15 protein-coding genes and 2 riboswitches are annotated in these 17,453 nt (G+C 62.5%); of the genes, 5 read left to right on the top strand and 10 right to left on the bottom strand.

Going from position 1 to position 17,453, the window contains the following annotated elements; all coding sequences use genetic code 11:
* Positions 1-52 precede the first annotated feature (52 nt).
* Positions 53-328 (top strand): peptidylprolyl isomerase, encoded by a 276-nt coding sequence (locus ACIO0C_RS07455; RefSeq protein WP_401309738.1) that lies wholly within the window; start codon positions 53-55, stop codon positions 326-328.
* 77 nt (positions 329-405) lie between these two features.
* On the opposite strand, the gene ACIO0C_RS07450 is transcribed toward ACIO0C_RS07455, so the two are convergent.
* The 6 genes from ACIO0C_RS07450 to ACIO0C_RS07425 all read right to left on the bottom strand — a co-directional run bounded on the left by ACIO0C_RS07450 (position 406) and on the right by ACIO0C_RS07425 (position 6,916).
* Positions 406-1,338: a sugar kinase gene (locus tag ACIO0C_RS07450; RefSeq protein ID WP_401309735.1), complete on the bottom strand. Its 933-nt coding sequence runs from the start codon at positions 1,336-1,338 to the stop codon at positions 406-408.
* A 97-nt stretch (positions 1,339-1,435) separates the two neighbouring features.
* Positions 1,436-2,653 carry an amino acid deaminase gene (locus ACIO0C_RS07445; protein WP_401309732.1) on the bottom strand — a complete coding sequence of 406 codons (1,218 nt, stop codon included), beginning with the start codon at positions 2,651-2,653 and terminating at the stop codon, positions 1,436-1,438.
* A 39-nt stretch (positions 2,654-2,692) separates the two neighbouring features.
* Positions 2,693-3,457, bottom strand: coding sequence for an IclR family transcriptional regulator (locus ACIO0C_RS07440; protein ID WP_401309729.1), 765 nt, complete (start codon positions 3,455-3,457; stop codon positions 2,693-2,695).
* 78 nt (positions 3,458-3,535) lie between these two features.
* Positions 3,536-3,925 carry a RidA family protein gene (locus ACIO0C_RS07435; RefSeq protein WP_401309727.1) on the bottom strand — a complete coding sequence of 130 codons (390 nt, stop codon included), beginning with the start codon at positions 3,923-3,925 and terminating at the stop codon, positions 3,536-3,538.
* A gap of 273 nt (positions 3,926-4,198) precedes the next feature.
* On the bottom strand, positions 4,199-5,758 hold the full coding sequence (locus tag ACIO0C_RS07430; RefSeq protein ID WP_401309724.1) for a transporter associated domain-containing protein: 1,560 nt from the start codon (positions 5,756-5,758) through the stop codon (positions 4,199-4,201).
* Positions 5,759-6,046: 288 nt separating this feature from the next.
* The gene (locus ACIO0C_RS07425; RefSeq protein WP_401309721.1) at positions 6,047-6,916 is read right to left on the bottom strand and encodes a LysR family transcriptional regulator; all 870 of its coding nucleotides are present in this window, start codon (positions 6,914-6,916) and stop codon (positions 6,047-6,049) included.
* A 103-nt stretch (positions 6,917-7,019) separates the two neighbouring features.
* Between ACIO0C_RS07425 and ACIO0C_RS07420 the strand changes: the two genes are divergently transcribed.
* Positions 7,020-8,594 (top strand): MFS transporter, encoded by a 1,575-nt coding sequence (locus ACIO0C_RS07420; RefSeq protein ID WP_401309718.1) that lies wholly within the window; start codon positions 7,020-7,022, stop codon positions 8,592-8,594.
* 3 nt (positions 8,595-8,597) lie between these two features.
* Here the strand turns inward: ACIO0C_RS07420 and ACIO0C_RS07415 are convergent, their stop codons facing one another.
* The 4 genes from ACIO0C_RS07415 to cobW form a co-directional block, all read right to left on the bottom strand.
* Positions 8,598-9,254 (bottom strand): VWA domain-containing protein, encoded by a 657-nt coding sequence (locus tag ACIO0C_RS07415; protein ID WP_401309779.1) that lies wholly within the window; start codon positions 9,252-9,254, stop codon positions 8,598-8,600.
* A 2-nt stretch (positions 9,255-9,256) separates the two neighbouring features.
* Entirely contained in the window at positions 9,257-10,255 is a 999-nt protein-coding gene (locus tag ACIO0C_RS07410; RefSeq protein ID WP_401309715.1) for an ATP-binding protein, read from the bottom strand.
* A gap of 165 nt (positions 10,256-10,420) precedes the next feature.
* The gene (gene cobN / locus ACIO0C_RS07405; protein ID WP_401309712.1) at positions 10,421-14,212 is read right to left on the bottom strand and encodes a cobaltochelatase subunit CobN; all 3,792 of its coding nucleotides are present in this window, start codon (positions 14,210-14,212) and stop codon (positions 10,421-10,423) included.
* A 3-nt stretch (positions 14,213-14,215) separates the two neighbouring features.
* A complete protein-coding gene (cobW, locus tag ACIO0C_RS07400) occupies positions 14,216-15,277 on the bottom strand; it encodes a cobalamin biosynthesis protein CobW (RefSeq protein ID WP_401309709.1) in 1,062 nt (353 codons plus the stop codon).
* Between the two features lie 98 nt (positions 15,278-15,375).
* Positions 15,376-15,588, bottom strand: a riboswitch (cobalamin riboswitch).
* 126 nt (positions 15,589-15,714) lie between these two features.
* Positions 15,715-15,940: riboswitch (cobalamin riboswitch) on the top strand.
* 121 nt (positions 15,941-16,061) lie between these two features.
* Here cobW and ACIO0C_RS07395 point away from each other — a divergent pair.
* From ACIO0C_RS07395 to ACIO0C_RS07385, 3 genes are read left to right on the top strand one after another with little or no spacing between them, the layout of a single operon-like run.
* On the top strand, positions 16,062-16,256 hold the full coding sequence (locus ACIO0C_RS07395) for a CbtB-domain containing protein (RefSeq protein WP_008059280.1): 195 nt from the start codon (positions 16,062-16,064) through the stop codon (positions 16,254-16,256).
* 11 nt (positions 16,257-16,267) lie between these two features.
* Positions 16,268-16,972 (top strand): CbtA family protein, encoded by a 705-nt coding sequence (locus ACIO0C_RS07390; protein ID WP_401309705.1) that lies wholly within the window; start codon positions 16,268-16,270, stop codon positions 16,970-16,972.
* On the top strand, positions 16,969-17,382 hold the full coding sequence (locus tag ACIO0C_RS07385) for a cobalamin biosynthesis protein (protein ID WP_401309702.1): 414 nt from the start codon (positions 16,969-16,971) through the stop codon (positions 17,380-17,382). The genes ACIO0C_RS07390 and ACIO0C_RS07385 overlap by 4 nt, the downstream gene beginning before the upstream one ends.
* Positions 17,383-17,453: the final 71 nt, after the last annotated feature.

The following is a 17,453-nucleotide window of genomic DNA, read 5'->3' as shown; positions in this document are numbered from 1 at the left end:
GGGGCATAATCGCGCCCCCTCGCTGCCACTACCGTAACAAGGTATCTGCCCCATGAAAGCTCAAGCCCGCCATATCCTGGTGAAAACCTCGGAAGAAGCCGAGCAACTCAAGCAACGCATCGCCAAGGGCGAAGCCTTCGATGTGCTGGCCAAGAAGTACTCCACCTGCCCGTCCGGTAAACGCGGCGGCGACCTGGGTGAAGTGCGGCCGGGCCAGATGGTCGGGGCGATCGATGCGGTGATCTTCAAGAAAGCGCTGCGGGTGGTACATGGGCCGATCAAGAGCAAATTTGGCTATCACCTGGTGCAGGTGTTTTACCGGGATTGATAGTTGGCTTTAGGGTCTCGACCTGTAGGAGCTGGCTTGCCAGCGAACCGATGGCGCAGCCAGCGGCCATCCAACACTTACTTCGGAATCAGTGCCCCCGGCACCTGGATCACCTGGCTCGCCAACCGATGCCCCGCCTCAGCCGCCTCGACCGGGCTCGCCCCCTTGAGCCGCGAGGCCAGGTACGCCGCACTGAACGAATCCCCCGCCGCCGTGGTATCCACCACCCGCTCGACCTTCAGCGCCGGCACTTCGAATGACTCGCCGGCACAACGAATCAGACAGGCCTCGGCACCGCGCTTGAGCACCACTTCAGGCGTGCCGATCTGCTCGTACGCTGCAAACACCGCCTCGCAATCAGCGAAATGGAACAGCGCCTGCTCGTCATCGACGGTCAGCAGTGCCAGGTCGACATAGGGCAGGACCTTGCGGTAAGCCACCCGCGCGTCCTCCACCGAAGCCCACAAACGCGGTCGGTAGTTATTGTCGAAGACGATCCGCGCATCGCGCTGGCGGGCTTCGATCAGGGTTTCCAATAATTTTTCCCGACCTTGTACACCCAACACCGCGAGGGTGATGCCGCTGAAGTACAACACATCGTAGTTCGGCAGCGCGGCCAGGATCGGCGCGGCGGCCGGGGTGGTGAAGCAGTCACGTACCGCCGCTTCATTGCGCCAATAGAGAAAACGCCGCTCGCCGGCCGCGTCGGTCTGGATGCAATACAGCCCAGGCAAGCGGTCGGGCAAGCGCTGGACCTTGCTCAGGCCAATGTTTTCGGCTGCCCAACTCTGGCACATGGCATCGCTGAAACTGTCATCGCCCAGGGCGGTGACGTAATCCACCGATCCCGCCGCGCCAAGCTCCCGGGACAGGTAGACCGCGGTGTTCAAGGTATCGCCGCCGAAACTCTGTTGCAGACTGCCGTCGGCGCGGTGTTGCAACTCGATCATGCATTCGCCGATCAGGGCGATGCGTGGGGTGTTGGGGCCCAGGGTGTTGATGGTGTTCATGTCGTGGGGTCTCTGGGGTTTCTTTGTTGTCTGGGCGGACGCCTTCGCGGGCAAGCCTCGCTCCTACAGCGAAGGCCGCGCCGCGGTCTCAAACCTGTTAGAAACAGGTCTCCATGGTCTCGACGACGTGCAATTGCTCATCCACCAGACAACCCACGCGCCACTTGTCGAACGTCAGGCACGGGTGCGAAGTGCCGAACGAAATGATGTCGCCCACACGCAAATCAACCTCCGGTGCCACCGTCATGAAGGCATGCTGATCCATCACGGCGGTCACCTTGCAGGTGCTCACGTCATCGCCCCTGGCCGGCACTACTCCGGCCCGGTAGCGCAGCAACGGCACCGGCAAGCCGGCGTCATAGGCCACGTCGCGCTTGCCCAGGGCAATCACCGCAAAGCCTGGCTCCGGCAACGACTGCACGTGAGCCCAGACCTCCAGCGCCGGGCGCAGGCCTTCCTGCAGATCGCTGCGGCGGTCGAGCACGCAGCATTGCGCTTCCTTGTAGATGCCATGGTCGTGGGCCACATAGCTGCCCGGACGCAAGACGCTGAGGAAGCGCCCGCCAGCGTTCTGCGCCTCGAACTCTTCGGCAATCAAGTCATACCAGGCCGAACCTGAAGCGGTGATGATCGGCTTGGCATTCGCGAAGGCGCCGCTGTCCTGCAACTGCACGGCCAGACGCACCAGGGAGCCGGCGAAAGCGCGGATACCACTCACCGCGTGGTCACCGTGGATCACCCCTTCATACCCCTCGATTCCGGTCAGCGCCAAGGCCGGTTGTGCGGCGATGGCCTTGGCCAGGTCCAGCACTTGCTGTTCGCTGCGGCAACCGCAACGACCGCCGACCACGCCGTACTCGATCATCACGTTCAGGCGCACACCCCGTGAAGCGAAATAGGCGCCGAGGTCGGCGACGTTGTCCGGGTGATCGACCATGCAATAGAAGTCAAAATTCGGATCAGCCAGAAGATCGGCAATCAACGCCATGTTCGGGGTGCCGACCAACTGGTTGGCCATCAGTACCCGGTGCACGCCGTGGGCATAGGCCGCACGGGTTTGCGTGGCGCTGGCCAGGGTGATGCCCCAGGCACCGGCGTCCAGCTGCCGGCGGAACAGCGCCGGGGTCATGCTGGTCTTGCCGTGGGGCGCAAGCTGCGCGCCGCTGTTGCTGACAAAGTCCTGCATCCAGCGAATGTTGTGTTCCAGCGCTTCGCGATGCAGCACCAGCGCGGGCAGGCTGACGTCACGCACCAGGTGGGCGCCCGTGTGGGCAAAGCCCTTTTCCACGGCGGCAATATTCTTGGCAGAAGACATGGTCGAACTCCTTACATTCGCGGCCGCGGGCAGCCGCTGTCATTCGTTGATGCGACGGGCCAGGCTGTTGGCGCTATCGATCAGCACCCGGCGGTAATCGCTGTAATGGGTCTTGGCATCGGCCCGTGGGGCGACGATGCACAGGGTGGCAATGGCCACGCCATCGGGGCCTTTGACCGGGGCGGCGAAGCAATGGGTAAAGGTGTCGGCCACGCTGTCGAAGGAGAAAAAGCCATCGATGCCGGCCTGACGGATTTCCTTGAGAAACTGTTCCAGCGGCAAACGTTCGCCGTTGGGCAGGATGAAGTCGTCGTGGTCGATCAGGTCGACGATTTGCGCGTCACTCAGGTGCGCCAGCAACAGGCGCCCCGACGCCGTCCAGGGGATGGGCGCGTTCTCGCCAATGTCCGAGGAAATGCGGAAATGCCGCTCGCCCTCCTTCATCAACGCCACGGTGTATTTGCGTCCGTTGAGCAGGCACATCTGCGCCGTTTCGTGGGTCTGGCTGACGATTTCCTGCAGCGCTCGATCGGCTTCGCGGGTCAGGTCGAAATGGCGCAGGTGCGCCTGGCCGAGGAAATACAGCTGGCGGCCGAGATAGACATGACCGTCCTTGCCCACCGGCTCCAGGATCCGCCGTTCCAACAACGAGGCCACCAGCTCGTAGACCGTGGATTTCGGGCTGCCGATGCCGTTGGCGATGTCGTTCGGACGCAGGGGCTGGCCGATCTCCTTGAGAAAATCGAGGATATCGAACGCCCGGTCCAGGCCGCGAGCCCGGCGCTTGATGGTGTCTTCGCTCATGTCAGTGGTTCCCATTCAAATTCGCCCTGCATGATTGATCGTTCCAACGCTCCGCGTGGGAACGATCAGTGCTCGGGTTCAGGCCTTTTTCTTGTACGCGATGCAATCGATCTCGACCTTGCAGTCGACCATCATGTTCGCCTGCACACAGGCCCGGGCCGGTGCGTGTTCAGGTTTGAAATACTCAGAGAAGACCTTGTTGAAACTGGTGAAATCCCGCGGATCTTCCAGCCACACCCCGACACGCACCACATCTTCCAGGCTAAAACCCGCCTCCTGGAGAATCGCGATCAGGTTCTTCATGGTCTGGTGCGTCTGCTCGACGATGCCGCCAACAATGATCTCGCCCTCCACCGCCGGCACCTGCCCGGAAACGTGCAGCCAGCCATCGGCTTCAACGGCGCGGGCAAAAGGACGCGGCTGGCCGCCAGCGGCGGTGCTGCCGGTGCCGTAACGAGTAATGCTCATGGGGGGTTCTCCTGATTGAAAAACGAAGAATCAGAGTCAAAAAACGATCTTCTCCGAGACCTTGAAGGCCCAAATGATTCCGCTATAACGGAACTAGGTATGCAATAGCGGAATAGACGACAGAAAGTGTGCCACAGGTCGTGAACGGAATGTAGTGGGAGATTGAAAAGTGTTTTAAATCAGAAAATTCATGCACGCCGCTTCGCAAGCAGGTTCGCATCCCACCGGGATGCGTTTCCCTGCTCGCGAAGGCCCCTCAGGCCGGGGGTAAAATCACCCGCCCATCCGCGCCAAAAACACCCGCGTCACCCGCCGCTCTTTAACTGACATGACGGTCAATCGCCAGCCTTCCCACTCGTGGCTGTCACCGATCATCGGCAGTCGATCCAGCAGGCTTACCACCAGGCCGGCCAGGGTTTGGTAGTCGTCGGTCGGTTCTGCCGCGAATCCGGTGCGTTGACGCAACCGTGCCAGGTTCAATGCGCCGCTGACCACGAAACCGCCCTTCTCCTCGACTACGTCCGGGCCTTCGATTTCGCTGGCATCGGGAAGCTCACCGGCAATCGACTCGAGGATGTCGGTCATGGTCAGCACGCCGACGAAGTCACCGAATTCGTTGACCACAAATGCGATGTGGGTCGACGCCTTGCGCATCTGCTCCAGGGCATTGAGGATCGAATAGCTGTCCAGCAGGTTGATGGCCTGGCGCGCCAGGTGTCCAAGATCGGGCTGGTTGCCGGCGAGGAATTCCTTGAGCAGCTCCTTCTTGTGCACGAAGCCCAGCGGTTCATCCACCGCGCCATCGCGAATCAGCGGTAGACGCGAGTAGGACGAATGCATTAGACGCGTGCGAATGGTCTGCGGGTCGTCGGCCAGGTCGATGTGATCGACGTCGGCACGTACGGTCATCAGGCTGCGGATCGGCCGCTCGGCCAGTTGCAGAACGCCACTAATCATCACCCGTTCACGACGGTCGAACAGTTCTTCGCTCTGCGTTTCGCCGTTGTCCAGCATGTCGGCGATTTCTTCACCGACTTCTTCCACCGCCAGTTTGCGCCCGCCGAGCATGCGCATCACGGCATGGGCGGTGCGCTCACGCATCGGTCGCAGGCCCTGCATCGAGCGCTTGCGCCGTGCCCGGGCGATCTGGTTGAACACTTCGATCAGGATCGAGAAGCCGATGGCCGCATACAGATAGCCCTTGGGAATGTGGAAGCCCAGGCCTTCGGCGGTCAGGGCGAAACCGATCATCATCAAAAAGCCCAGGCACAGCATGATCACCGTGGGGTGCGCATTGACGAAGCGAGTCAGCGGCTTGCTGGCAACGATCATCAGGCCGATGGAAATGATCACGGCGATCATCATCACCGACAATTCGTCGACCATGCCCACAGCGGTAATCACCGCATCGAGGGAGAACACTGCGTCGAGCACCACGATTTGCGCCACGATGGGCCAGAACAAGGCGTATGCCGTATTGGACGTGCGCTCGCCGACGTGGCCTTCGAGCCGTTCGTGCAGCTCCATGGTCGCCTTGAACAACAGGAACACACCGCCAAACAGCATGATCAAGTCACGACCCGAAAAGCTCTTGTCGAACACCTCGAACAGCGGCTGGGTCAGAGTCACCAGCCAGGAAATACTCGCCAGCAGGCCCAGGCGCATCAGCAACGCCAGGGACAGGCCGATGATCCGTGCGCGGTCGCGCTGTTCGGGCGGCAATTTGTCCGCCAGGATCGCGATGAACACCAGGTTGTCGATGCCCAGCACCAACTCCAGCACAATCAACGTCAACAAGCCCAGCCATGCGGTGGGGTCAGCTAACCATTCCATGAAAATGTCTCGATCTCTTCAGTGAATTCAGAATGCCGGGCACGGCAAGGCACGGCGCAGAGGCCGGGGAACTGCAATGACAGGGAGATCGGAACGCCAGAAGACCGGGTGTTTCGCGTGCATCAAGGCCGCGCTCAGGCGCGAGGGGAAAGGATAATCGGGGGGCTCCGTAAGGGCGTTCATGCAAGTCCTGGAAAGAGAAAAAGGACTTGAATCGTACAGGCGATAGCGACAGTTCCTACAGCTGGAAATCATTTCAAGATCTGTAGAAGAGCAAAAGATCCCAGGTTATCCCGATTTTTTGATCCATTCGACATACCTGAGCACCGCCGGTGATTTCTCGAACCGCCGATGAACCAACGCCAGCCACGACGACGCATTGCAATCCTGGATCGGCCGATACACCACATTCGGCAAGCTGACATGCCCCACCACAGACTCCGGCACCACTGCCACGCCTTGCCCAAGGGAAACCAGGGCAATCACAGCCACCAACCCACCCGGCTGAGCACCCAGTTTCGGCACGAAAGCGCCCTGGGTGGCGACATGCAACGTACCGACGACCTGCTCCGGAAGAATGAAGTTTTCGTTGTGCAAATGCGCCGAATTGATCACCGGCAAGCGATTCAGCCATGAGTCCACCGACAGTGCCAGGACAAAGCCTTCATCGATCAGGCGCACACTGTCGACACCCTCGGGCAACGTCAACGGGCAACGGATGTAGCCCAGATCGAAACGTCCTTCGAGGATCATGTTCGCCAGGCTGGCCATGGGGCTTTCCCGCACATTGAGGCTGACATCCGGGTATTGGCCGGCAAAACCCTGCACCTGTTTTTGCAATAACCCCGAATACACCGCCGACGCGACATAACCCAATTCGATGTGGCCGATATCGCCACGACCGGCACGCTGGGCATTGCGCTGCGCCGATTCGAATTGCCGTACGGTGGCCTCGGCCTCTGTCACCAGCGCCGCGCCGGCCTCGGTCAGGCTGACGTCCCGGACCTGACGCAGGAACAGGCGCGCGCCCAACTCCGCTTCCATGTCCTGGATTTGCCGGGTCAGGGTCGGCGGTGCGATGCCCAGTTGTTCGGCGGCGCGGGTGAAGTTGCGGTGCCGGGCGACAGCGAGGAAGTAGCGAAAATGGCGAATGTCCATCGGTGCGTTAGCTCAAAGGTAATGAAGTCACGGTGCGCGCCTAACAAAGGCATCGCCAGCCAGCGATAAGCTGCACGGAACCTCACAGTAGAGAACCCCTGCCATGTCCGTCAAACCCCCGGTGAGCCCGCGCCTGACCTTGTTAACCGCCAGCGCGGTGTGCTCGCTGATCGTGCTGGACACCAACATCGTCGCCGTTACCTTGCCCAGCATCGCCCGGGACCTGGGGGCGAATTTCGCTGACATCGAATGGGTGATCAGTGCCTACATGCTGGCGTTCGCCGCGTTGCTGTTGCCCGCAGGCAGCCTGACGGACCGTTTCGGCCGACAGAAAACCCTGATGTGGGGGCTGGGTATTTTCATTCTGGCCTCAGTCGGCTGCGGCGCCGCACCGAATGCACTGTTTCTCGACATTGCCCGCGCGATCAAGGGCGTCGGCGCGGCGCTGTTGTTGACCTCGGCGCTCGCCTCTATCGGCCACTCCTTCCACGATGAAGTCGAACGGGCCAAGGCCTGGGCATTCTGGGGCGGTTGCATGGGTGTGGCCATGACGGCGGCGCCGACCCTGGGCGGGTTGATCGCCGAGTACGTGGGCTGGCGCTGGATTTTCTACCTCAACCTGCCGATCGGCCTGTTCCTGATGTTCATGGTCTGGCGCGCGGTGCCGGAGTCCCGCGACGCCCAGGCCGCGCGTCTCGATCCGTGGGGCAGCCTCGCCTTCAGCGCCAGCTTGCTGTGCCTGGTCTGGGGCCTGATCGAGGCCAACCGCATCGGCTGGAACACCCCCATGACCTACGCCCGCCTGGTGGGCGGCGTCCTGTTGCTCGGGTTGTTCGTGTTGATCGAGCGTCTGCAGCAGCGGCCGATGATCGACCTGCAACTGTTCCGTCACCCACGGTTCATCGGCGCGTTGCTCGGTATGTTTGCCTACGCCGCGTGCGCCCAGGTGATGATGACCCTGCTGCCGTTCTACTTGCAGAACGGTCTGGGTTTTACCGCCATTTCCGCGGGGCTGGGCATGCTGCCGTTTGCTGTGACCATGCTTATCTTCCCGCGCATTGGTGCACGGCTGGCGGGACGCGTTACGCCCGCGAACATGATGGCCATCGGACTGTCCCTTGTGGGCAGCGGCAATTTGCTCAGCGCCTGGGCGGTCAATAGCGGCGGATACCTACCCTTCGCCCTGGCGATTGCAGTCACGGGTGCCGGTGCCGGGTTGCTCAATGGCGATACGCAAAAAAATATCATGGCCTGTGTGCCCCGGGAGCGTACCGGCATGGCCTCGGGTATGAGTACGACCATGCGCTTCAGTGCGGTGATGCTGGCCATCGGCGTGTATGGCGCGTTGCTGTCGGGGCATAGCGAACGGTTGCTGTACGAAAGTCTGGCGGCACAGGGCGGGCAATGGCTCGAACACAGCCAGGGTATCGCGTCGCGAGTGGTAGCCGGTGACATGCCGGCGGCACTGAGTCTGTTGCCGGAGGCTGCGCAGCCGGTGGTCGAGCCCATGGCACGAACGGCATTCGTGGGTGGCTTCAGTCTCTTGCTATGGGTTGCGGGCTTGGCGGGATTGCTGGGGGCGCTGGTGGTGGGCACGCTGATGCGTAATCCGATTCCTGCGCTTCAACCGGCATTAATGGCGAACCCTGTAAAAGCTGTCGAAGGCTGCGATCTTTGAGTCTCAATGCAGCTCGTCGATATGCCGACACTCGGACTGCAACTGCGCCGCCAGCACCTTGCTGCGCCCCAGGCGAATCGGACCACGCTCGATGTCTATCACCAGTCCCGGACAGTCGAGCGCGGGCAACGACGGCCACTCCTTCATCCGGCCATCAGTCACCACCAGCAAGCGTTGCTGCTCCTCTGGAAAACGCTTTCGTCGCACGCCAAGCCAAACCGCCGCTTCACCCAGCGCCGCCAGCAGCGGTGTGCCGCCACCCGCGCCGAGTCCGTCGAGCCAATGGCGCAAGCCGCTGGATGCCTTCAACCCCTGCACCTGCCACTTAGGTGCAGCACCACTGGCCGTCAGCAATGCCAGGCGCGCACGCTGGCGGTAGGCATCATCGAACAATTGCGCCAACAGGCCCTTGGCATCACTCAGTGCCTGGTGGCGGCGGGTCGAAGCCGACGCATCGACAATCACCAGCCACAGCTCATGCGCCGAGCGCGTGCGCAGCTGGAACAGCACATCCTGGCGCTGGCGCGGCCGACCGTTGAGTAAAGTGCCTGGCCAATTGATTGATCCGCTATCGGCCACGTGACGCTTACCCTGTTTACCGTGATCGAGGCGTCCGGCACGGGGTCTGGCATTCGCCCCCGCGTCAGAGCGAGGGCGAATGCCTAGGGCTTTTTTGGCCAGCTCGGCACTTCACGCCGCGCACCGACCGGCAGCGCTTGAGCGGGCATCTCGCCCCACTGGCCCTGCCCTTCGCTCGGGTTCGGCTGTTGGCTGGATGGCGCCTGGTTTTGTTGGGGGGCCGGTGGCGTGTGCTCGCGACGACGATGGCGCAAAGCAAACTCGGCGACCGCGTCGATATCTTCTTCGCCAATGGCTGTTGCGCCGCGCCAGGCCGCATGGGCGCGCGCCGCGCGTAACCAGACCAGGTCGGCGCGCAAGCCATCGACACCGGCGGCAAAGCAACGCTCGGTGATCTGCGCCAACGCTTGATCGTCGAGGGGAATGCTCGCCAAGGTGCTGCGCGCTGTTTGGCAGCGCTCACGCAACGACTGCTGCTGGTGCTCCCATTCAGCGCAAAAGTGTTGTGGATCACTGTCGAAATCCAGGCGCCGACGGATGATTTTGCCGCGCTCCTTCGGTGCAGTGTGGCCGCTGAGGGCGACGTTCAAGCCAAAGCGATCGAGCAGTTGCGGACGCAACTCGCCCTCCTCCGGGTTCATGGTGCCGATCAGCACGAACTTCGCCGAATGCCGATGGGAAATACCATCGCGTTCAACCAGATTGGTGCCGCTGGCGGCCACGTCGAGCAGCAGATCAACCAGGTGATCCGGTAGCAGGTTCACTTCATCGACGTAGAGCACGCCGCCGTCGGCCTTGGCCAGCACACCGGGGGAAAATTGCGCGCGACCTTCACTCAGGGCCGCGTCGAGGTCGAGGGTGCCGACCAGGCGCTCTTCGGTGGCCCCCAGGGGCAAGGTGACGAATTGGCCGCTGGCCAGCAGGTCCGCAAGGCCGCGGGCCAAGGTTGACTTGGCCATGCCGCGAGGGCCTTCGATCAGCACACCGCCGATTTTAGGGTCGATGGCGGTCAGGTACAGCGCGAGTTTCAAATCGTCGGCGCCGACCACGGCGGAGAGCGGGAAATGGGGGGTGTCGGTCATTTTGGTTTTTCTCATTCGTGGTCGTTGATCGTTCCCACGCTCCGCGTGGGGATGCAGCCCGGGACGCTCCGTGTCCCACCGGTATCAGCCGCTACATTTGTGGCGTGGCTGGAACGCAGAGCGTCCCTTGATGCATTCCCACGCAGAGCATGGGAACGATCCTGCCTACGTATCTTCTTCTATATCCAGCAACAGGTTCTCCAGCGCTTCACGGTAATCCCCCGGTTCTTTCCACATCCCCCGCTGCTGCGCCTCCAGCATCCGCTCGGTCATATCGCGCAAGGCATGGGGGTTATGCTCGCGCACGAAGTCCCGGGTGTCCGGATCGAGCAGATAGGCATCGGCCAGCAGCGCGTATTGGTGATCGTCGATCAAGCGGGTGGTGGCGTCGAAGGCGAACAGGTTGTCGACCGTCGCAGCCATTTCGAATGCACCTTTATAGCCGTGTCGCTTGACCCCGTCGATCCACTTCGGATTGGCCGCCCGGGAGCGGATGACGCGGTTCAGTTCTTCCTTCAGTGTGCGGATCTTCGGCAGGTCCGGCTGGCTGTGATCGCCGTGATAACTGGCCGCCGCCTCGCCACTCAGGCTTTCCACGGCGGCCAGCATGCCGCCCTGGAATTGGTAGTAGTCATTGGAATCGAGCAGGTCGTGCTCACGGTTGTCCTGGTTTTGCAGCACCGCTTGCACCTGGCTCAGGCGCTGGGAAAACTGCTCACGGGCCGCGGTGCCTTCGTCAGACCCGCCATACGCGTAGCCGCCCCAACTCAGGTAAACCTCGGCCAGGTCCTCGCGGCTCTGCCACAGGCGACCATCGATGGCGCCCTGCACGCCTGCGCCATACGCACCGGGCTTGGCGCCGAAAATGCGCCAACCGGCCTGACGGCGAGCGGCTTCATCATCGAGCCCCGATTGCAGCAAGGCTTCGCGCTCGGCGCGCACCTTGGCCGCCAACGGATTCAAGTCGTGCGGCTCATCCAGCGCGGCGACCGCCTGCACGGCCGCATCGAACAACCGGATCAGGTTGGCGAAGGCATCGCGGAAGAAACCCGATACGCGCAAGGTCACGTCTACCCGCGGACGATCGAGCAAACTCAGCGGCAGGATTTCAAAGTCGTCGACCCGCTGACTGCCGGTGGCCCAGACCGGCCGCACGCCCATCAACGCCATGGCCTGGGCGATGTCATCGCCGCCGGTGCGCATGGTCGCCGTGCCCCAAACCGACAGGCCGAGCTGACGCAGGTGATCCCCATGGTCTTGCAAGTGGCGTTCGAGAATCAGGTTGGCGGATTGGAAACCGATGCGCCATGCCGTGGTGGTCGGCAGGTTGCGCACGTCCACCGAATAGAAGTTGCGCCCGGTGGGCAGCACATCCAGGCGCCCGCGACTCGGCGCGCCACTGGGGCCGGCCGGGACGAAACGACCGCTCAGGGCATCAAGCAGGCCGCGCATTTCTGCGGGACCACAGGCGTCGAGCCTTGGTGCGACCACCTCGCGCAGGTGGTCGAGGATGACTTGAACCTCAATCCAACGCGCCTCCTGTGGGAGCCAGCCTGCTGGCGGGCTCCCACAGGAGGTATTCAACACCTGCGAGATCAGCTGTGTGGCGAACAGCTCGAGGCGTTCGCGGGTGTCGCCGGTGGTGCGCCAGGGCTCATCGCTGAGCGACAACATTGCGTTGGGACGCGGCCCGATCCACGGTTCCGCCAACTTACAATCCAGCGGATCGAAGCCCAGCTCGAAGGCCTTGGCCAGCGCCCGCAGCAGGCTCGATTGCGCCCCTCGACCATCGCCCCGGGGGATGCGCAGCAGCGCGAGCAAGGTGTCGATCCGCAAGCGTCCGGCCGGCGACTCGCCGAACACGTGCAAGCCATCGCGGATCTGCGACTCTTTCAAGTCACACAGGTAAGTGTCCAGGCGTGGCAGCCAGATCGCCGCATCGGCATCGCTGTCCAGTCGCTCGTCCAGTTGCAGCTCGCGGTCGATGTGGGTATCGCGCACCAATTGCAGGATGTCGCGTTGCAGTTCCCGGGCACGCCGAGGATCGAGCAATTGCGCTTCGTAATATTCGTCGGCCAGCAATTCGAGGTTGCGCAGCGGGCCGTAGGTTTCGGCGCGGGTCAGCGGCGGCATCAAGTGGTCGATGATCACCGCCTGGGTGCGGCGCTTGGCCTGGGCGCCCTCGCCCGGGTCGTTGACGATGAATGGATAGATGTTCGGCAGTGGCCCGAGCAGCGCATCCGGCCAGCAGTGCTCCGACAGCCCCACGCCCTTGCCAGGCAGCCATTCGAGGTTGCCGTGCTTGCCGACATGGATCACGCCGTGGGCGCCGTAGGTATTGCGCAACCAGAAATAGAACGCCAGGTAGCCATGGGGCGGCACCAGGTCCGGGTCGTGATACACCGCACTTGGATCGACCTGGTAACCCCGCGCCGGTTGAATGCCGACGAAGGTCAGGCCAAAGCGCAACCCGGCGATCATCATTCGTCCGTCACGGCACATTGGATCGTTCTCGGGCGCGCCCCAACGTTCCAGCACGGCCTGACGATTGGCCTCTGGCAGCACATTGAACATCTGCAGGTAAGCGTCCATACCCAGGCTTTGCTGGCACGGGCGTTGATCGAGGGTATGGAGGTCGTTGCTGACGCCGCCGAGCAATTGCTGGATCAACGCGGTGCCGCTGTCCGGCAACCCGGCTGGCAGCGGATAACCTTCTTGATGAAGCGCGCGCAGGATGTTCAACGCTGCAGCCGGGGTATCGAGCCCCACGCCGTTGCCGATGCGACCATCGCGGGTCGGGTAATTGGCCAGGATCAGCGCGATTCGTTTTTCGCCATTGGGCACCCGCGCCAGATCGATCCAGCGCCGCGCCAGTTGCGCGACAAAGTCCATGCGTTCCGGCTGCGCGCGGTAGCAGACCACGTCGGACTGACTGCGCTCGCTGCGCCAGGCCAGGTCCTTGAAACTGATCGGCCGGCTGATGATGCGCCCGTCCAGTTCCGGCAGCGCAATGTGCATCGCCAGATCCCGAGGGCCGAGGCCTTGTTCGCTGGCGCGCCAGCCCGGTTCATTGTCCTGGGCGCAAATGGCCTGGATCACCGGGATATTGCGACGAAACGGGCGCAAGTGCGGTGCTTCCGGGCTGGATTGGGCGAAACCGGTGGTATTGAGAATCACCCCCGCCTCGACGTCATCCAGCCAGTCCTCGACCACCGCAAGGCAGCCGGGCTCTTTGAGGCTGGCCAGCGCAATCGGCAACGGATTTAGCCCTGCCGCCTGCAAACGCTGGCAGAAAATATCGATGAAAGCGGTATTCGCCGCCTGCAAATGCGAGCGGTAAAACAGCACCGCCGCCACCGGTTGACCACTGCGCCACTCCGATTGCCAGTCGCTCAGTGCCGCGGGACTTTTTCGCGGGTGGTAAATCGCCGTGCGTGGCAAGGTGTGCGGCTCGGCCCAGGCGTAGTCGCGATCCAGCCAACGATTGGCCAGGCAATGGAAAAAGTCCAGGGCATTGCCCATGCCACCCTGGCGCAGGAATTGCCATAGCCGGTCGCGATCTTCAACGCCCACGGTGCTGAGATCGCTGAGTTCCGGGTCCGGACGATCATCGCCAGGCACAAGGATCAGCTGCACACCACGCTGCGACAACTCCACCAGCCGCTCGACGCCGTAACGCCAATAGGCGATGCCGCCGTGCAGCGAAATCAGGATGACTTTGGCATGGCTCAGTACTTCGTCGACGTACAGGTCGACCGATGCATGGTTCTGCACCTGCATCGGGTTGGCCAGGCGCACACTCGGGTAGTCGTCGGGCAACTGCTGCGCCGCTTCGGCGAGCAGCGCCAGGCTGGAGTCGCCGCTGCACAGGATCACCAGCTCGGCGGGGGTTTGTCCAAGGTCGGCAATGTTGTCATCCGACACGAATCCGCCGGGCTGGGTCCTGAGCAGGTGCATGGGTTACACGCTGAGCGCGGCGCGCAATTGCGCTTCGAGCATTGCGGCGTCCAGTGCCTGGCCGATCAATACCAGGCGGGTGGTGCGCGCTTCTTCAGCGCCCCACTGGCGGTCGAAATGCTTGTCGAAACGGGTGCCCACGCCCTGGATCAGCAGGCGCATCGGTTTGTTCGGGACCGCGGCGAAACCTTTTACGCGAAGGATGCCGTGCTGCACCACCAGTTGGGTCAGCGCATCCATCAGCAGGCTATCGTCGGATGCCGGCAGTTCGATGGAGATCGAGTCGAAGGCATCGTGGTCGTGATCGTCTTCGCCTTCATGGTGGTGGTCGTGATGGCTGTGGCGGCTGTCGATATGCTCTTCGGAACCAGCACCGAGGCCGATCAGCACGTCCAGCGGCAGGCGACCGCTGCTGGCTTCGATGACTTTCACCGCTGGCGGCAATTCCTCGGCGACTTCCAGGCGCACGCGGGCCAGGTCTTCGGGGCTGATCAGGTCGGCCTTGTTGAGGATCACCAGGTCGGCGCTGGCCAGTTGGTCGGCGAACAGCTCGTGCAGGGGCGATTCGTGGTCCAGGTTCGGGTCGAGTTTGCGCATGGCGTCGACCTGGTCCGGGAACGCGGCGAAGGTGCCAGCCGCAACGGCCGGGCTATCGACCACGGTGATCACCGCATCAACGGTGCAGGCACTGCGGATTTCCGGCCACTGGAAGGCCTGGACCAGAGGTTTGGGCAGGGCCAGGCCGGACGTTTCGATCAGGATGTGGTCGAGGTCGCCGCGACGGGCCACCAGTTCGCGCATCACCGGGAAGAACTCTTCCTGCACGGTACAGCACAGGCAGCCGTTGGCCAACTCGTAGACGCGGCCGTTGGCTTCATCGATGGTGCAACCGATGGAACACTGCTTGAGGATTTCGCCGTCAATGCCCAGTTCGCCGAACTCGTTGACGATCACCGCGATGCGGCGGCCCTGGGCGTTGTCGAGCATGTGCCGCAGCAAGGTGGTCTTGCCCGAGCCGAGGAAGCCGGTGACGATGGTGACGGGGAGTTTGGCCAGTGTTTTCATCGGATGCCCTTTGGCAAGGTGGCGGGCATACGGGACGAGAACCGGCGACGCACAAGCGTGCCGCAAGGGTTCGCCACCGGATCACCCCGCCCGGTTGTAGTGAGAATCTGTATCGAGGCAGGTCTCCTGGCTGACGGCTGGCCAGTCGTTGGACTGGCGGTTACTGCGCCTTCCCGCTCGCGCCATGGCTGGCGCATGCAGTGGCATGGCAGAAACTGAACCGTTCACAGTTGCGGGGGCAGCCGCGGCATTGACCGCGTTCCCTTCTTAGCTTCGACAAACGCCGAAGAACCTCGAAAGCGCAAGGCTACGCATGGTATCGGGGCGGGTCAATGTCTTGTGTCGCCCGGATTAGATCGTTCACGCTCCGCGTGGGAACGATCCAACCCTCAGATGAGAACCCTTGCCAATTGACGCCCTACCCTCGCCCATGCTCTCCTACGCATCTTGTTACGGGTGCCCTTCACAGGGTGAAACGGGAAACCGGTGAATCATGTGCTTTACTTCCAGCCATGTCAGTCCGGTGCTGCCCCCGCAACGGTAAGCGAGCGAAGCGTCAGATCCACTGTGCCAATGCGGCATGGGAAGGTGATGCTGGAAGGTTCAGGCTAACGCCTGAGCCCCTCGTGAGCCCGGAGACCGGCCCGCAACACAAAGTGAACAATACGATCACTTCAATCAACAAACCCGCGGTGGGCGGGCGCTGTTCGGACTTCTGCGCGCTCGGTCGTGCGGGGCTCTGCTTGCGCTCTTATTCCCCGCTGACAGAACAGAGGGAAGCGCCATGTCGATTATCAGCAGCACCGGCCACAGCAATACCGCCAGCACCACCACTACCCTGTCCCAACGCCTGACCGCCGCCGTTTGTGCGTCGATCCTCGGCGCGTGCCTGGTGTATTTCGCCGGTTTCTCGCACATCGAAGCCGTTCACAACGCGGCTCACGATACGCGCCACAGTTCCGCGTTCCCGTGCCATTGAGACCTGCCGACATGATCAAGCGTATTGCGCAAACCGCAGGTTTCAGCGGGCTGCTGGCCGCCCTGCTGCTGACCCTGCTGCAAAGCTTGTGGGTTTCTCCGCTGATTTTGCAGGCCGAAACTTACGAAAAGTCCGAACCTGCGACAGTTGAAGTTCATGAACATGCCGCGGGTGTCACTGCCCACACCCACGACGCCGAAGCCTGGGAGCCGGAAGACGGCTGGCAGCGCGTGCTGTCGACAACTGGCGGCAACCTGGTGGTGGCGGTCGGTTTCGCCCTGATGCTCGCCGGTCTCTACACACTGCGCGCGCCGACCAAGACTTCCCAAGGCCTGCTCTGGGGCTTGGCGGGCTACGCGACCTTCGTGCTGGCGCCAACACTTGGCCTGCCCCCTGAGTTGCCAGGCACCGCGGCTGCCGATCTGGCGCAACGCCAGCTCTGGTGGATCGGTACCGCCGCCTCCACCGCTGTCGGTATCGCCCTGATCGCGTTCAGCCGCCACTGGCTGATGAAAGTCCTTGGCGTGGCGATCCTTGCCGTGCCGCATGTGATTGGCGCACCGCAACCGGACGTGCACTCGATGCTCGCTCCAGAAGCACTGGAAACTCAGTTCAAGATCGCTTCGCAGCTGACCAACGTGGCGTTCTGGCTGGCCCTGGGCCTGATGAGCGCCTGGTTGTTCCGCCGCAAAAGCGATGGCCAGTACCACGCATGACTGACCTCAGCACAGCGCCGACCCTGGTGGTCGGCCTGGGCTGCCAGCGCGGCTGCCCCGTCAGCACGTTGCGGGCACTACTCGACCAGGCACTGCAGGCGCACCGGATCGAACTGCATCGGATCAAGGCCCTGGCCAGCATCGACTTGAAACGCGATGAACCGGCCCTGAACGAACTGGCCGAACAGCTTGGGTTAGAGATGCTGTACTTCAGCAGTGAACAATTGGCCGCTTATCAACCGCACCTCAGCCACCATTCGCAGATCGCGTTCGAGCGTACCGGCTGTTACGGCGTGGCGGAAAGTGCCGCCCTGGCCTTGGCCGAACAGTTGGCCCAGTCGCCGGCAAAACTGCTGATTCGCCGACAAAAATATGCCCAGGCCACCCTCGCCTTGGCCGGCGCCGCGTAAAATCCCCGATAATCCGCACATTCGATCATGAGCAATCTTCATCTGAAGCCTTGCCCAGCCCCCATTTTCAA

This window comes from Pseudomonas sp. NPDC087336 (assembly GCF_044744285.1).
Taxonomy (GTDB): Bacteria; Pseudomonadota; Gammaproteobacteria; order Pseudomonadales; family Pseudomonadaceae; genus Aquipseudomonas.
Note: the sequence above shows the minus strand (reverse complement) of the source record. Positions and strands in the feature narration are given on the sequence as shown.

Coding starts and splice junctions, on each gene's coding strand:
- ACIO0C_RS07455 (WP_401309738.1), top strand. CDS start 53: ATGAAAGCTCAAGCCCGCCATATCCTGGTGAAAACCTCGGAAGAAGCC.
- ACIO0C_RS07450 (WP_401309735.1), bottom strand. CDS start 1,338: ATGAACACCATCAACACCCTGGGCCCCAACACCCCACGCATCGCCCTG.
- ACIO0C_RS07445 (WP_401309732.1), bottom strand. CDS start 2,653: ATGTCTTCTGCCAAGAATATTGCCGCCGTGGAAAAGGGCTTTGCCCAC.
- ACIO0C_RS07440 (WP_401309729.1), bottom strand. CDS start 3,457: ATGAGCGAAGACACCATCAAGCGCCGGGCTCGCGGCCTGGACCGGGCG.
- ACIO0C_RS07435 (WP_401309727.1), bottom strand. CDS start 3,925: ATGAGCATTACTCGTTACGGCACCGGCAGCACCGCCGCTGGCGGCCAG.
- ACIO0C_RS07430 (WP_401309724.1), bottom strand. CDS start 5,758: ATGGAATGGTTAGCTGACCCCACCGCATGGCTGGGCTTGTTGACGTTG.
- ACIO0C_RS07425 (WP_401309721.1), bottom strand. CDS start 6,916: ATGGACATTCGCCATTTTCGCTACTTCCTCGCTGTCGCCCGGCACCGC.
- ACIO0C_RS07420 (WP_401309718.1), top strand. CDS start 7,020: ATGTCCGTCAAACCCCCGGTGAGCCCGCGCCTGACCTTGTTAACCGCC.
- ACIO0C_RS07410 (WP_401309715.1), bottom strand. CDS start 10,255: ATGACCGACACCCCCCATTTCCCGCTCTCCGCCGTGGTCGGCGCCGAC.
- cobN (WP_401309712.1), bottom strand. CDS start 14,212: ATGCACCTGCTCAGGACCCAGCCCGGCGGATTCGTGTCGGATGACAAC.
- cobW (WP_401309709.1), bottom strand. CDS start 15,277: ATGAAAACACTGGCCAAACTCCCCGTCACCATCGTCACCGGCTTCCTC.
- ACIO0C_RS07395 (WP_008059280.1), top strand. CDS start 16,062: ATGTCGATTATCAGCAGCACCGGCCACAGCAATACCGCCAGCACCACC.
- ACIO0C_RS07390 (WP_401309705.1), top strand. CDS start 16,268: ATGATCAAGCGTATTGCGCAAACCGCAGGTTTCAGCGGGCTGCTGGCC.
- ACIO0C_RS07385 (WP_401309702.1), top strand. CDS start 16,969: ATGACTGACCTCAGCACAGCGCCGACCCTGGTGGTCGGCCTGGGCTGC.